The organism is Kytococcus sedentarius DSM 20547 (assembly GCF_000023925.1).
In the GTDB taxonomy this organism is placed as follows: Bacteria; Actinomycetota; Actinomycetes; order Actinomycetales; family Dermatophilaceae; genus Kytococcus; species Kytococcus sedentarius.
In genome coordinates, this window is record NC_013169.1 from 729,178 (window position 1) to 744,235 (window position 15,058).

Annotated in this window: 7 protein-coding genes and 2 rRNA genes; 7 read left to right on the forward strand and 2 right to left on the reverse strand. The window is 66.1% G+C overall.

The window, feature by feature from the left end:
* Window positions 1–281 precede the first annotated feature (281 nt).
* Window positions 282–1,505 carry an RNA 5'-3' helicase PhoH2 gene (phoH2, locus tag KSED_RS03530; RefSeq protein ID WP_237699583.1) on the forward strand — a complete coding sequence of 408 codons (1,224 nt, stop codon included), beginning with the start codon at window positions 282–284 and terminating at the stop codon, window positions 1,503–1,505.
* Between the two features lie 212 nt (window positions 1,506–1,717).
* The gene (locus KSED_RS15015) at window positions 1,718–3,115 is read left to right on the forward strand and encodes an aggregation-promoting factor C-terminal-like domain-containing protein (RefSeq protein WP_174260696.1); all 1,398 of its coding nucleotides are present in this window, start codon (window positions 1,718–1,720) and stop codon (window positions 3,113–3,115) included.
* Window positions 3,116–3,239: 124 nt separating this feature from the next.
* Here the strand turns inward: KSED_RS15015 and KSED_RS03540 are convergent, their stop codons facing one another.
* Both KSED_RS03540 and coaA read right to left on the reverse strand, forming a co-directional pair.
* Entirely contained in the window at window positions 3,240–4,631 is a 1,392-nt protein-coding gene (locus KSED_RS03540; protein WP_012802207.1) for a class II fumarate hydratase, read from the reverse strand.
* Between the two features lie 48 nt (window positions 4,632–4,679).
* The gene (gene coaA / locus KSED_RS03545; RefSeq protein WP_012802208.1) at window positions 4,680–5,630 is read right to left on the reverse strand and encodes a type I pantothenate kinase; all 951 of its coding nucleotides are present in this window, start codon (window positions 5,628–5,630) and stop codon (window positions 4,680–4,682) included.
* A 91-nt stretch (window positions 5,631–5,721) separates the two neighbouring features.
* On the opposite strand from coaA, the gene glmS reads away from it, so the two are divergent.
* From glmS to KSED_RS03570, 5 genes are all read left to right on the forward strand, one after another.
* A complete protein-coding gene (glmS, locus tag KSED_RS03550) occupies window positions 5,722–7,575 on the forward strand; it encodes a glutamine--fructose-6-phosphate transaminase (isomerizing) (protein WP_041290845.1) in 1,854 nt (617 codons plus the stop codon).
* 66 nt (window positions 7,576–7,641) lie between these two features.
* Window positions 7,642–7,995, forward strand: a complete 354-nt coding sequence (locus tag KSED_RS03555) for a holo-ACP synthase (protein ID WP_012802210.1) — start codon at window positions 7,642–7,644, stop codon at window positions 7,993–7,995.
* A gap of 1 nt (window position 7,996) precedes the next feature.
* The gene (locus KSED_RS03560) at window positions 7,997–9,499 is read left to right on the forward strand and encodes a bifunctional ADP-dependent NAD(P)H-hydrate dehydratase/NAD(P)H-hydrate epimerase (RefSeq protein ID WP_012802211.1); all 1,503 of its coding nucleotides are present in this window, start codon (window positions 7,997–7,999) and stop codon (window positions 9,497–9,499) included.
* Between the two features lie 519 nt (window positions 9,500–10,018).
* Window positions 10,019–11,542, forward strand: a 16S ribosomal RNA gene (locus KSED_RS03565).
* A 387-nt stretch (window positions 11,543–11,929) separates the two neighbouring features.
* Window positions 11,930–15,014, forward strand: a 23S ribosomal RNA gene (locus KSED_RS03570).
* The 16S and 23S rRNA genes sit together here, the layout of an rRNA operon.
* Window positions 15,015–15,058: the final 44 nt, after the last annotated feature.

Below are 15,058 nucleotides of genomic sequence, written 5' to 3' on the forward strand. Positions count from 1 at the left end.
GAACGGCCGGTGAACAGCAGGACAACCCTTGGCGCGGGGCGCGTGCACGGCCGTCCTGGGGCCGGCCAGCCCCTAGGTTCGGGGGTGTCAGCGAGTCGATCCGCGTCGTCCCCCGATGCGGGACAGGAGGCGTCATGACCGGTCACCAGCAGCTCCCCGCGCAGCGCAAGACGGAGGGGGGTGAGGTGGCCGGTGGGGTGTCTCCGGTGGGCGAGGGCTCCCCGGCCGTGACCCGCACCTACGTGGTCGACACCTCGGTGCTCCTCTCGGACCCGCGGGCCATGATGCGCTTCGCCGAGCACGACGTGGTCCTGCCGGTCGTGGTGATCTCCGAGCTGGAGGCCAAGCGCCACCACCCCGAGCTCGGCTACTTCGCACGCAGTGCCCTGCGCATCCTGGACGACCTGCGCATTCGCCACGGGCAACTCGACCAGCCCGTCCCCACCGAGGGGGGCGGCTGGTTGCACGTGGAGCTGAACCACACCGACTCGTCCTCCCTGCCGGTGGGCTTCCGACTGGGGGACAACGACACCCGCATCCTGTCCGTGGCCCGCAACCTGGCCGATGAGGGGCAGGACGTGTGCGTCGTGTCCAAGGACCTGCCCATGCGGGTGAAGGCCTCGGCGTGCGGCCTCGAGGCCCAGGAGTACCGCAATGAGATGGCGGTCGACTCCGGGTGGACGGGCATGACCTCGCTGGACGTCGCGCCGCAGGAGATGGACGCGCTGTACGACGAGGGGCGCGTGGTGGTCGACGACGCACTGGGCCTGCCCTGCCACACCGGTGTGGTGCTGGGTTCCCCGTCGTCTTCCGGGCTGGCCAGGGTCTCCCCGGACGGGGCGCTGCGCCTGGTGCGGGGCGACCGGGACGCCTTCGGGCTGCACGGCCGCAGCGCGGAGCAGCGGGTGGCGCTCGACCTGCTGCTCGACCCCGATGTGGGGATCGTCTCCCTGGGTGGCCACGCGGGGACGGGCAAGTCCGCCCTCGCCCTGTGCGCGGGGCTGGAGGCCGTGATGGAGCGTCGACAGCAGAGCAAGGTCGTCGTCTTCCGTCCGCTGTACCCGGTGGGCGGGCAGGAGCTCGGCTACCTCCCGGGCAGCGAGAACGACAAGATGGGGCCCTGGGCGCAGGCGGTGTTCGACACCCTGGGGGCGGTGGTCTCCCGCGAGGTGGTCGAGGAGGTCGTGGAGCGCGGTCTCATCGAGGTCCTGCCGCTCACGCACATCCGGGGCCGGTCGCTCCACGATGCGTTCGTGATCGTGGACGAGGCCCAGTCCCTCGAGCGCAACGTCCTGCTGACCGTGCTCTCCCGCATCGGGCAGAACAGCCGGGTGGTGCTGACCCACGACGTCGCGCAGCGCGACAACCTGCGGGTGGGGCGTCACGACGGTGTGGCCGCCGTCATCGAGACCCTCAAGGGCCGGCCGCTGTTCGCCCACGTGACCCTCACCCGTTCGGAGCGTTCGCCGATTGCCGCCCTGGTCACGGAGCTGCTGGAGCCCTGAGCCGCCACGCCGACGGCGACCTTGGCCGGTGTCCACCCCCAGGTGGACGCCCGGCGAGTTTGACCAGCGGTAGAGGATGCGCAACAGTGTCGGGTCTGCCCCTGTGTCTGCTGTCCCGCAGGCGATGGGCAGGAGCTCCGACCCCATCGAGTGGAGCTCAGAGGTCTGGGATGTCCCTTCCCGGCCGTGATCTCCGAAGGAAGTCGATGAACGTGACCCCTGAGAATGCGCCCCAGCGCGGCCTGAACGTCGTGCGCCGCCACCCGGTTGCCGGTGCAGCCGTCGCCGTGACGACCCTGGCCTCCGTGGCAGGTGTGACGGTCTCGACGCTTCCGTCGGACCCGCAGCCGGAGAACACCGCTGCGGCCCTGAACCACGAGGTGAAGGCCGACGACCGTGAGGAGCGCGCCAGCCGTTCCGACGCACAGGCCGCGGAGCGCGCCGCCAAGAAGGCCGCCCGGGAGGCCGCCGCGGAGCGCGCCGAGAAGGCGCGCCGCGAAGCCGCGCGCAAGGCCGAGGCCCGCGCCGCAGCCGAGCGGGAGGCAGCCGAGCAGGCTGCCCAGGAGCGCGCAGAGGCGAAGAAGGCCGCCGAGCTGCGAGCGCAGCGCAAGGCCGCGGAGAAGGCCGCCGAGAAGAAGGCCGCCCAGCAGGCTGCCGCGGAGCGCGCCGCCGAGCGCGAGGCCGCTGAGCAGGCTGCCCAGGAGCGCGCCGAGCGGAAGGCTGCTGAGAAGGCTGCGCAGGAGCGGGCTGAGCGCAAGGCTGCCGCCAAGAAGGCCGCTGCCGCGAAGGCTGCTGCCGAGCGCAAGGCCGCTGAGCAGGCTGCCCAGGAGCGCGCCGAGCGGAAGGCTGCTGAGAAGGCTGCGCAGGAGCGGGCTGAGCGCAAGGCTGCCGCCAAGAAGGCCGCTGCCGCGAAGGCTGCTGCCGAGCGCAAGGCCGCTGAGCAGGCTGCCCAGGAGCGCGCTGAGCGCAAGGCTGCTGAGAAGGCTGCGCAGGAGCGCGCCGAGCGCAAGGCTGCTGAGAAGGCTGCCCAGGAGCGCGCTGCGCGCAAGGCCGCTGCCGAGAAGGCTGCCGCCGAGCGCCGCGCTGCGGAGAAGGCCGCGCAGGAGCGTGCCGAGCGCGAGGCCCAGCGCCAACGCGAGTACGCCGAGCACGAGCGCCGTGCCCGCGAGGCCGCCGAGGAGCGCAAGCGCGAGGCCGCCGAGGAGCGCAAGCGCGAGGCCGCCGAGGAGCGCAAGCGCGAGGCCGAGCGCGAGCGGGCCCGTGAGCGCGAGCGTGAGCGTGCGAAGGAGCGCCCGGCGCCGGCCCCCAAGGGTGACGCCCGGTCCATCGGGCGCGCCATGGTCGCCGCCCGCGGGTGGAGTTCTGCCGAGTTCCAGTGCCTCGACAACCTGTTCACGCGTGAGAGCCGGTGGACCTGGAACGCCACCAACCCGAGCTCCGGCGCCTACGGCATCCCGCAGGCGCTGCCCGGCCACAAGATGGCCTCGGCGGGTGCCGACTGGCGCACCAACCCGGCCACGCAGATCGAGTGGGGCCTGGGTTACATCAGCGGCCGCTACGGCACCCCCTGCGGCGCGTGGGCCCACTCCGAGGCGCACAACTGGTACTGAGCCACCCGGTGGCCCCTCCGGGGCGCCGGCCACTGGCCGCACGAGGAAGGCCCCCACCACGCGGTGGGGGCCTTCCTCGCGCCCAGGCCGGGCTCCCGGGGTCCGGAGCCACCGGGGCCGTCGATCAGCGGCCGTGCGGCGTGGCCATGCCCAGCAGGTCGAGCGCCTGGTCCAGCTGCTCCTCGGTGAGGTCGCCGTTCTCCACGTGGCCGCGGTCGATGACCACCTGGCGCACGGTCTTCTTCTCGGCCAAGGACTGCTTGGCCACCTTGGAGGCCGCCTCGTAGCCGATCGCCGAGTTGAGTGCCGTCACGATGGCGGTGGAGGCGCCGGCGTACTCGGCCAGCTGCTCGGTGTTGGCCTCCAGCCCGCTCACGCACCGGTCGGCCAGCACGCGGCTCGCCCCGGCCAGCAGGTCGATCGAGTCGAGCATGTCGGTGGCCATGACCGGCAGCATCACGTTCAGCTCGAACGAGCCGGACGCGCCGCCGAAGGCGATGGTGGCGTCGTTGCCGATCACGCGGGCGCACACCATCAGCGTGGCCTCGGGCACGACGGGGTTCACCTTGCCGGGCATGATCGAGGAGCCGGGCTGCAGCTCTGGTAGGCGCAGCTCGCCCAGGCCGGCGCGGGGGCCGGAGCCCATCCACCGCAGGTCGTTGCAGATCTTGGTCAGGCTGACCGCGAGCAGGCGGGTGGCTGCCGAGAGGTGCACCACGGCGTCCTGCGTCGACTGGGCCTCGAAGTGGTCTGCTGCCTCGCGCATGTCCACTCCGACCTGGCGTGAGAGGTCGGCGATCGCCTTGCCGGCGAACTCCGGGTGGGCGTTCAGACCGGTGCCTGCCGCGGTACCGCCCAGCGGCAGCTCGGCGACGGCCTGCGCGGCCTGGGCGAGGCGCTCCCGGCCGAGCTCGATCTGGCGGGCGTAGCCCCCGAACTCCTGGCCCAGGGTCACCGGGACGGCGTCCATCAGGTGGGTGCGGCCGGCCTTGACCACCTCGGCGAACTCCGTCGCCTTGGCCTCGAGTGCCTTCTGCAGCGTCTTCAGCGCGGGCTCCAGGCGCTCGGCCACGCCCTGCACCATCGCCACCCGCATGGCGGTGGGGAAGGTGTCGTTGGAGGACTGCCCCATGTTCACGTCGTCGTTGGGGTGCACGTCGGTGCCCGCCTGGCGGGCCAGGGTGGCGATGACCTCGTTGGAGTTCATGTTCGTCGAGGTGCCCGACCCGGTCTGGAAGATGTCCACCGGGAAGTGCTCGTCGTGCTCGCCACGGGCCACGGCCTCGGCGGCGGCCACGATGGCGTCGGCCTTGGCCTGGTCCAGGTTGCCCAGCTCGGCGTTGGCGCGGGCCGCGGCGGCCTTGAGCTGGCCGAAGGCGTGGATGACGGCGCCGGGCACGGGGCGGCCGGAGATCGGGAAGTTCTCCACGGCGCGTGCGGTCGAGGCGCCGTAGAGCGCCTCGGCCGGCACCTGCATCTCACCCATGGAGTCGTGTTCAGTGCGGTACTCAGTCATGTCCCCATCATCGCAGGACGATGGGGTGGGCCCGGCCCCTGGCGCCGTCTACACCTTCCGCAGCAGCACCCGCCGCACGGAGTGGTCCGAGCCCTTGCTCAGCACGGCGGTGGCACGGCCCCGGGTCGGTGCGATGTTCTGCTGCAGGTTGGGCCCATTGATGGAGTCCCAGACCGAGAGGGCGAACTCCTCCGCGTCGTGGGCCGACATGTCCGCGTACCGATGGAAGTAGGAGTCCGGGTCGGCGAATGCGGTGGTCCGCAGCTTCTGGAAGCGATCCAGGTACCACCGCTTGACGTCCTCGGTGCGTGCGTCCACGTACACCGAGAAGTCGAAGAAGTCGCTCACGGCCAGTCCGGCGAGGCCGTCGCGGCGGGGCACGGGGGGCTGGAGCACGTTGAGCCCCTCCACGATCAGCACGTCCGGCTGGCGCACGACGACGCTCTCGTCGGGGACGATGTCGTACACGAGGTGCGAGTACACCGGCGCGCTGACCTCGGGGGAGCCCGCCTTGACCGCGGAGACGAAGCGCAGCAGCTTGCGGCGGTCGTAGCTCTCGGGGAAGCCCTTGCGGTCCATGAGCCCGCGGCGCTCCAGCTCGGCGTTGGGGTACAGGAAGCCGTCGGTGGTCACCAGCTGCACGTCGGGGGTCTCGGGCCAGCGGGCCATCAGGTCGTGCAGCAGGCGGGCGGTGGTGGACTTGCCCACCGCGACCGAGCCGGCCACCCCGATGATGAAGGGCGTCCGGGCGGTCGACTCGCCGAGGAACTGGTTGGTGGTGGCGCGCAACCGCTGCGAGTTGGTGACGTACAGGTTGATCAACCGGCACAGGGGCAGGTAGATCTGCTCGACCTCCTCCACGCTGATCCGGTCCCCCAGGCCCTCGATGCGCTGGACGTCGTTGGCGGAGAGGCTCATCGGGTGCGACTGCCGCAGCCGGGCCCAGTCGTCTCGGTCGAGCTCGACGTAGGGGGAGTGGGTCACGGTGCCGTTGGCCATGCGCGCCATTCTGCACGCCGACCGGTGGATGTGCCGCGCCCCACCACGGGCGATCCACGCCGCGGGCCGCGACTCGGTTAGTGTGGACGCCATGTGTGGAATCGTGGGTTTCGTCGGACGCGACAAGAACGAGCGCGCCCTGGATGTCGTCATGGAGGGCCTGGCCCGCCTCGAGTACCGCGGGTATGACTCCGCTGGTGTGGCGCTGGTCGGCGACGACCACGTCGAGATCGCCAAGAAGGCCGGCAAGCTGGTGAACCTGGAGAACGAGCTCCGGAACCACCAGATGCCGGCCACCGACACGGCGATCGGGCACACCCGGTGGGCCACGCACGGTGGTCCCACCGACGAGAATGCCCACCCGCACCGCGGCGGGCAGGACGGCAAGCTCGCCCTCATCCACAACGGCATCATCGAGAACTTCCACTCCCTGCGTGAGGAGCTCGAGGCGGAGGGGACCACCTTCACCTCCGAGACCGACACCGAGGTCGTGGCCCACCTGCTGTCCAAGCACTACGCCGGCGACCTCACCGAGGCCATGCGCACCGTGGTGAACCGCCTCGAGGGCGCGTTCACCCTGCTCGCGGTCCACGCGGACTCGCCGGGGACCGTCGTGGGTGCCCGTCGCAACTCCCCGCTGGTCATCGGCCTCGGGGACGGTGAGAACTACCTCGGCTCCGACGTCGCCGCCTTCATCAGCCACACCAAGCAGGCGATGGAGATGGACCAGGACCAGATCGCCACCATCACCGCTGATGCGGTGACGGTCATCAACTTCGACGGCACCCCCGCCGAGGGCAAGCCCTTCGAGGTCACCTGGGACGCCGCGGCCGCCGAGAAGGGCGGCTACGACACCTTCATGGAGAAGGAGATCAACGACCAGGCCCACGCGGTGCGCGACACCCTGCTGGGCCGGACGGACGCCGAGGGCCTGTTGACCCTGGACGAGATCAAGGTCTCCGAGGACGCGCTGCGCCAGGTCAACAAGATCATCATCATCGCCTGCGGCACGTCCGCCTACGCGGGCATGGTGGCCAAGTACGGCATCGAGCACTGGGCCCGCATCCCGGTCGAGGTCGACCTCGCCCACGAGTTCCGCTATCGCGACCCGGTGCTGGACCCCAACACCCTCGTGGTCTCCATCTCGCAGTCGGGCGAGACCATGGACACGCTGATGGCCGTCCGTCACGCCAAGGAGCTGGGCGCCCGCACACTGTCCATCTGCAACAGCCACGGCTCGAGCATCCCGCGCGAGTCCGACGCCGTGCTCTACACGCACGCCGGCCCCGAGATCGCGGTGGCCTCCACCAAGGCCTTCGTCGCGCAGATCACCGCCTGCTACGTGCTGGGGCTCTACTTCGCCCAGCTCAAGGGCGGCGAGTACGCCGACGAGGCGGGCAAGGTGCTCAAGGACCTGCACGCCATCCCCGAGAAGATCGACGAGCTCCTGGCGGACACGGCACGCATCGAGGAGATCGCGCGCTTCATGGCCGACACCCGCTCGGTGCTCTTCCTCGGGCGCAACGTGGGCTACCCCATCGCGATGGAGGGCGCGCTCAAGCTGAAGGAACTCGCCTACATCCACGCGGAGGGCTTCGCGGCCGGCGAGCTGAAGCACGGCCCGATCGCCCTCATCGAGCCGGGGCAGCCGGTGTTCATCGTGGTGCCGCCGACGGACGCCCCCCACGGGCTGCACGGCAAGGTGGTCTCGAACATCCAGGAGATCCGGGCCCGCGGTGCTCGCACGCTGGTGATCGCCGAGGAGGGCGACGAGCAGGTGGTGCCCTTCGCCGACGAGGTCATCCGCATCCCGGCCTCCACGCCGCTGCTGCAGCCGCTGCTGGCCATCATCCCGCTGCAGCTGTTCTCGCTGCACCTGTCCACGGCCAAGGGCTTGGACGTCGACCAGCCGCGCAACCTGGCCAAGTCCGTCACCGTCGAGTGACCGACCGTCCCAGCGCATGACCCGTTCCACGACCGCCGCCCCGTCTCCTGCACCGGAGGCGGGGCGGTGATCGTGGGGCTCGGGACCGACGTGGTCGAGGTGCAGCGGCTGGGCCGCGCCCTGGCACGCACGCCCGCCCTGGCTGCCCGCCTCTTCACCGATGCGGAGCGCGACCTCCCGCTGGAGTCGCTCGCCGCCCGCTTCGCCGCCAAGGAGGCGGTGGCCAAGGCGTTGGGTTCACCTCCGGGGCTGGGCTTCCTGCAGGCGGAGGTCCTCCGCGGTGACCAGGGCCGGCCGGTCCTGCGCGTGACCGGGGAGGCGGCCCGGGTAGCGGCCGAACTGGGTGTCACCCGCTGGCACGTCTCGCTCTCGCACGACGCCGGTGTGGCGGTGGCCAGCGTCGTCGCGGAGGGGGACTGAGGTGCGAGCAGCCCACCACCCGGACGACGTGCGCCGCATCGAGCAGGCGCAGGGCGAGCTGTTCCGCGACGGCACGCTCATGCAGCGTGCCGCCCGGGCGGTTGCCAAGGCAGTGGACCACCAGCTCGGCGACGGGGGCAGGGTGCTGGCGCTGGTGGGGCCGGGGGACAACGGCGGCGACGCGCTGTGGAGCCTGGCAATGCTGGCGGGGGAGTCGGGGCACCCCTGCACGGCGTTGCTCGTGGCCGAGCACGCTCACGAGGACGGGCTGGCCGCGGCGCGTCAGGCCGGGGCGCAGGTTCTGGACCCGGGGGAGTGGGAGCACCCCCCGCGCCGCCCCGGGGGTGTCTCCTGGGGACCGGGGGACGTGGTGGTCGACGGCATCGTGGGCCTGTCCGGTCGCCCGGGTCTGACCGGCCTCGCTGCCGAGCTCGCGGTCTGGCTCGACGGGCTGCGAGAGGGGGCCACGGCCCCGCACGTGGTGGCGGTCGACCTGCCCAGCGGCGCCGACCCGGACGGCCGGCAGCCGACGCATCCCGGTGAGTTCATCCGGGCCGACACGACGGTGGCGCCGATCACCGCCAAACCGGTGCACCTGCTGCCGGGGACCCGGAGGGCCTGCGGCGAGGTGGTCATCGCGCCCCTCGGGGCGGACGTCTCGGGGGAGCCACCGGCCGTGCGCGAGATGGACCACCACGACCTCGCGGGGTCCTACCCCTGGCCCACCCCCGCGGACCACAAGTACTCGCGGGGCGTGCTGGGCGTGGTGGCCGGGAGCGACGCCTACCCGGGGGCTGCGGTGCTGACCTGTTCGGCCGCCCTGCACACCGGTGTGGGCATGGTCCGGTACGCGGGCCCGCAGCGTGCCACCGACCAGGTCCTGGCCCGGTGCCCCGAGGTGGTCCCCGGTCAGGGGCGGGTCCAGGCCTGGCTGCTGGGGCCCGGCACCTCGGGTGACGACCGGGCGCGCAGGGAGGAGATGCGCGAGCTCGCCCGGCGTCCCGAGCCGTGCGTCCTCGATGCGGGAGCACTCGCCCTGGTCGTCGAGCGCCCGGCCGGTTCGGCCACGGTTCTCACTCCGCACGCCGGGGAGCTGGCGGGGCTGCTCGGGTGGGAGCGCACCGACGTGGAGTCCGACCCGGTGGGGGCCGGGCTCGAGGCCGCGGACCGGTGGGGAGTGACGGTCGTGGTGAAGGGTGCGTGCACCGTGGTGGTCCCGGCTTCAGGGGACCGGAATCAGGGGGTGAGCGTTCTGGACGGGGGAACTGCCTGGATGGCCACCGCTGGGACTGGGGACCTGCTGGCCGGGGCGATCGGTGCCCTGCTGGCTCTCGGCGTGACGCCCCACGACGCGGCGAGCCTGGGCGTAGCACTGCACCAGCGTGCGGGGGTGCTGGCCTCGGGCGGGGGACCGCTGCGGGGACTGCAGCTGGCGCGGCACCTCAGCACGGCCGTGGCGGAACTGCTCCCGGCACCTGAGCGAGGGTCGAGTCGAGCGTCGTGAGGACCCACGGCTGAGCCCGCGGCCACGACCGGGGCCTCAAAACCCGCGGCAGCGCGCCAAGTTGTGCCTGGGCTCAGGTGTGTGTATTGTTCCTCCTCGTTGCCCGGACGGGTGGCCCGCGAGAGTGGTTGTGAGTCTGGTTCGCCAGCGTGCTGCGTGTGGGTTGTTGTCTGGTCTGGGTGGCTCCACTGGTTGCTTCGTGTGTTGGTGGGTCGTGCCTGGTTGGTTGTGATCGGGTTTGCGGCTGACTGCCGGATGGTGTAACGTGGTGGATCGCCCCTGAACGAGATCGCACTGGTGCTCACGGTTGTGAGTGTGCGGTGGGTTTTGGGGAGTGTTTGGTCCTTGAGAACTCAACAGTGTGTCATGAATCGATGCCAAATTATTTTTGTTGTATCCCTTTCGCATCCATGGCTTGCTTGCGCTTCGGTGTGAGTGTGGTTGTGGGTGTGTTTGGTTGATTTCTTTGGCGAGAAGATGAGTCCAGCGACTCATTCTGCTCTGCCAGTATCAATATTTTCTACGGAGAGTTTGATCCTGGCTCAGGACGAACGCTGGCGGCGTGCTTAACACATGCAAGTCGAACGGTGAAGCGAGTGCTTGCACTCGTGGATCAGTGGCGAACGGGTGAGTAACACGTGAGTAACCTGCCCTCCACTCTGGGATAAGCGCTGGAAACGGCGTCTAATACTGGATACGACCGACCCTCGCATGGGGTGTTGGTGGAAAGATTTATCGGTGGTGGATGGACTCGCGGCCTATCAGCTTGTTGGTGGGGTAATGGCCTACCAAGGCGACGACGGGTAGCCGGCCTGAGAGGGCGACCGGCCACACTGGGACTGAGACACGGCCCAGACTCCTACGGGAGGCAGCAGTGGGGAATATTGCACAATGGGCGAAAGCCTGATGCAGCGACGCCGCGTGAGGGATGACGGCCTTCGGGTTGTAAACCTCTTTCAGCAGGGAAGAAGCTTTTGTGACGGTACCTGCAGAAGAAGCACCGGCTAACTACGTGCCAGCAGCCGCGGTAATACGTAGGGTGCGAGCGTTGTCCGGAATTATTGGGCGTAAAGAGCTTGTAGGCGGTTTGTCGCGTCTGCTGTGAAAATTCAGGGCTTAACCCTGGACGTGCAGTGGGTACGGGCAGACTAGAGTATGGTAGGGGAGACTGGAATTCCTGGTGTAGCGGTGGAATGCGCAGATATCAGGAGGAACACCGATGGCGAAGGCAGGTCTCTGGGCCATTACTGACGCTGAGAAGCGAAAGCATGGGGAGCGAACAGGATTAGATACCCTGGTAGTCCATGCCGTAAACGTTGGGCGCTAGGCGTGGGTCTCATTCCACGAGATCCGTGTCGCAGCTAACGCATTAAGCGCCCCGCCTGGGGAGTACGGCCGCAAGGCTAAAACTCAAAGGAATTGACGGGGGCCCGCACAAGCGGCGGAGCATGCTGATTAATTCGATGCAACGCGAAGAACCTTACCAAGGCTTGACATGCACTGGATCGCCTCAGAGATGGGGTTTCCCTTTGGGCTGGTGCACAGGTGGTGCATGGTTGTCGTCAGCTCGTGTCGTGAGATGTTGGGTTAAGTCCCGCAACGAGCGCAACCCTCGTTCTATGTTGCCAGCACGTAATGGTGGGGACTCATAGGAGACTGCCGGGGTCAACTCGGAGGAAGGTGGGGATGACGTCAAATCATCATGCCCCTTATGTCTTGGGCTTCAAGCATGCTACAATGGCCGGTACAGAGGGTTGCGAAACCGTGAGGTGGAGCGAATCCCAAAAAACCGGTCTCAGTTCGGATTGGGGTCTGCAACTCGACCCCATGAAGTCGGAGTCGCTAGTAATCGCAGATCAGCAACGCTGCGGTGAATACGTTCCCGGGCCTTGTACACACCGCCCGTCAAGTCACGAAAGTCGGTAACACCCGAAGACGGTGGCCTAACCCTTGTGGAAGGAGCCGTCTAAGGTGGGACCGGTGATTGGGACTAAGTCGTAACAAGGTAGCCGTACCGGAAGGTGCGGCTGGATCACCTCCTTTCTAAGGAGCTTATTGCACTCGTGTGGCTGCCCTGTGTGGTGGTCGTGTGGGTGCCAGACCTGCCAGGTTTTGTCTTGGTGGGGCCCTTTTCGTATCCGAATGTGGTACGGGGGGTGCTTCTGGGTGGAACATCGATTGATCATGTTGGTCATGTGTGACTTCTTTGTGAGTACGGCGCCCTGTGTGGGTGTTGGGAAAGCTGGGGGTTGTGTGTGGCTGGTGTTGACACACTGTTGGGTCCCCAGGGACCAAGCATGGCCTGCTTTTTGGTGGGTTGTGGTTGGTTGTTGGGTTCCTCTGGTTTTGGTGGTGCTGCGTGTGTGCGTGGTGTTGCTGGGGCTGCGGGGTTGTTTTTTGAGAACTTCACAGTGGACGCGAGCATCTTTGTGTCAAGTTTTTAAGGGCACATGGTGGATGCCTTGGCATCAGAAACCGATGAAGGACGTGAGAATCTGCGATAAGCCTCGGGTAGTCGATAACTAGACGTTGATCCGAGGATTTCCGAATGGGGCAACCCGGCTGGAGGCAAGTCCAGTCACCGCTACCTGAATATATAGGGTAGAGGGAGGGAACGTGGGGAAGTGAAACATCTCAGTACCCACAGGAAGAGAAAACAAAAGTGATTCCGTGAGTAGTGGCGAGCGAAAGCGGATGAGGCTAAACCGTGCACGTGTGATACCTGGTAGGGGTTGCGTGTTCGGGGTTGTGGGATGGACATTTCTGGGGTCTACCAGCCCTGGGGACAGTAAGAAATGTTGGTGGTAGTCGAACGGTCTTGAAGGGCCGGGCATAGAGGGTGCGACCCCCGTAGACGAAACTGCTGGCACTGTCTGTGTCTTTTCCCGAGTAGCACGGGGCCCGTGAAATCTCGTGTGAATCTGCCGGGACCACCCGGTAAGCCTAAATATTCTCTGATGACCGATAGCGGACAAGTACCGTGAGGGAAAGGTGAAAAGTACCCCGGGAGGGGAGTGAAATAGTTCCTGAAACCATGTGCCTACAATCCGTTGGAGCCTGTAAGGGTGACAGCGTGCCTTTTGAAGAATGAGCCTGCGAGTTAGTGCTCAGTGGCAAGGTTAACCCGTGTGGGGAAGCCGTAGCGAAAGCGAGTCCGAAGAGGGCGTTTGAGTCGCTGGGTCTAGACCCGAAGCGGAGTGATCTACCCATGGCCAGGTTGAAGCGCCGGTAAGACGGCGTGGAGGACCGAACCCACTTAGGTTGAAAACTGAGGGGATGAGCTGTGGGTAGGGGTGAAAGGCCAATCAAACTCCGTGATAGCTGGTTCTCCCCGAAATGCATTTAGGTGCAGCGTCACGTGTTTCTTGCCAGAGGTAGAGCTACTGGATAGCTGATGGGCCCCACCGGGTTACTGACGTTAGCCAAACTCCGAATGCTGGTAAGTGAAGCGTGGCAGTGAGACTGCGGGGGATAAGCTTCGTAGTCGAGAGGGAAACAGCCCAGATCACCAACTAAGGTCCCTAAGCGTGTGCTAAGTGGGAAAGGATGTGGAGTTGCTGTGACAACCAGGAGGTTGGCTTAGAAGCAGCCACCCTTTAAAGAGTGCGTAACAGCTCACTGGTCAAGTGATTCCGCGCCGACAATGTAGCGGGGCTCAAGCACACCACCGAAGTTGTGGCAATGCCCATTTTTGGGTGTTGGGTAGGGGAGCGTCGTGCAGCGAGTGAAGCGGCGGAGTGATCCAGTCGTGGATGCTGCACGAGTGAGAATGCAGGCATGAGTAGCGAAAGACGGGTGAGAAACCCGTCCGCCGAATAACCAAGGGTTCCAGGGTCAAGCTAATCTGCCCTGGGTAAGTCGGGACCTAAGGCGAGGCCGACAGGCGTAGTCGATGGACATCCGGTTGATATTCCGGAACCGGCGAAGGACCGCCCCTGGCGAGGCTGTGGATGCTAACCGTGTGATCACCTCTGATCGGCACTTTGTGTCGTGATGAGTGTGTGAGCCCGGGACCCGAAGCAGTAGTAGCCAAGCGATGGAGAGACGCAAGAAGGTAGCTGCAGCGTGGCGATGGTAGTCCACGTCCAAGGGTGTAGGGCGACGTCTAGGCAAATCCGGACGTCATGTGCCTGAGACCTGATAGTGACCGCGTATGCGGGAAGTCAGTGATCCTATGTTGCCGAGAAAATCTTCTAGCGAGGTTCTAGCCGCCCGTACCCCAAACCGACTCAGGTGGTTAGGTAGAGAATACCAAGGCGATCGAGTGAATCGTGGTTAAGGAATTCGGCAAAATACCCCCGTAACTTCGGGAGAAGGGGGGCCTGATCCGTGAAACCACATGCTGGTGGCAGCGGTGATGGCCGCAGAGACCAGGGAGAAGCGACTGTTTACTAAAAACACAGGTCCGTGCGAAGTCGCAAGACGATGTATACGGACTGACGCCTGCCCGGTGCTGGAAGGTTAAGGGGACGAGTCAACCCGTAAGGGTGCAGCTCTGAACTTAAGCCCCAGTAAACGGCGGTGGTAACTATAACCATCCTGAGGTAGCGAAATTCCTTGTCGGGTAAGTTCCGACCTGCACGAATGGCGTAACGACTTCTCCACTGTCTCAACCACGAACTCGGCGAAATTGCACTACGAGTAAAGATGCTCGTTACGCGCAGCAGGACGGAAAGACCCCGGGACCTTTACTACAGCTTGGTATTGGTATTCGGTGCGGCTTGTGTAGGATAGGTGGGAGACTGTGAAGCACACGCGCCAGCGTGTGTGGAGTCATCGTTGAAATACCACTCTGGTCGCTCTGGATATCTAACTTCGGTCCGTGATCCGGATCAGGGACAGTGCCTGGTGGGTAGTTTAACTGGGGCGGTTGCCTCCCAAAGGGTAACGGAGGCGCTCAAAGGTTCCCTCAGCCTGGTTGGTAATCAGGTGTTGAGTGCAAGTGCACAAGGGAGCTTGACTGTGAGACGGACATGTCGAGCAGGGACGAAAGTCGGAACTAGTGACCCGACGGTGGATTGTGGAATCGCCGTCGCTCAACGGATAAAAGGTACCCCGGGGATAACAGGCTGATCCTGCCCAAGAGCTCATATCGACGGCATGGTTTGGCACCTCGATGTCGGCTCGTCGCATCCTGGGGCTGGAGTAGGTCCCAAGGGTTGGGCTGTTCGCCCATTAAAGCGGTACGCGAGCTGGGTTTAGAACGTCGTGAGACAGTTCGGTCCCTATCCGCTGCGCGCGCAGGAAACTTGAGAAGGGCTGTCCCTAGTACGAGAGGACCGGGATGGACGAACCTCTGGTGTGTCAGTTGTTCCGCCAGGAGCACCGCTGATTAGCTACGTTCGGAAGTGATAACCGCTGAAAGCATCTAAGCGGGAAGCACGCTTCAAGATGAGGTTTCCATGCCCCTTAGGGGTGAGAGGCTCCCAGCTAGACTACTGGGTTGATAGGCCGGATGTGGAAGCACAGAAATGTGTGGAGCTGACCGGTACTAATAAGCCGACAACTTGCTACAAAGATGCTACGCGTCCACTGTGCAGTTCCCGGAAAACACACCCC

Bases quoted from the DNA above. Each gene is read 5' to 3' on its own strand.
- coaA (WP_012802208.1), bottom strand. From the start codon at position 5,630: ATGGCCAACGGCACCGTGACCCACTCCCCCTACGTCGAGCTCGACCGA.
- glmS (WP_041290845.1), top strand. From the start codon at position 5,722: ATGTGTGGAATCGTGGGTTTCGTCGGACGCGACAAGAACGAGCGCGCC.
- KSED_RS03540 (WP_012802207.1), bottom strand. From the start codon at position 4,631: ATGACTGAGTACCGCACTGAACACGACTCCATGGGTGAGATGCAGGTG.
- phoH2 (WP_237699583.1), top strand. From the start codon at position 282: ATGATGCGCTTCGCCGAGCACGACGTGGTCCTGCCGGTCGTGGTGATC.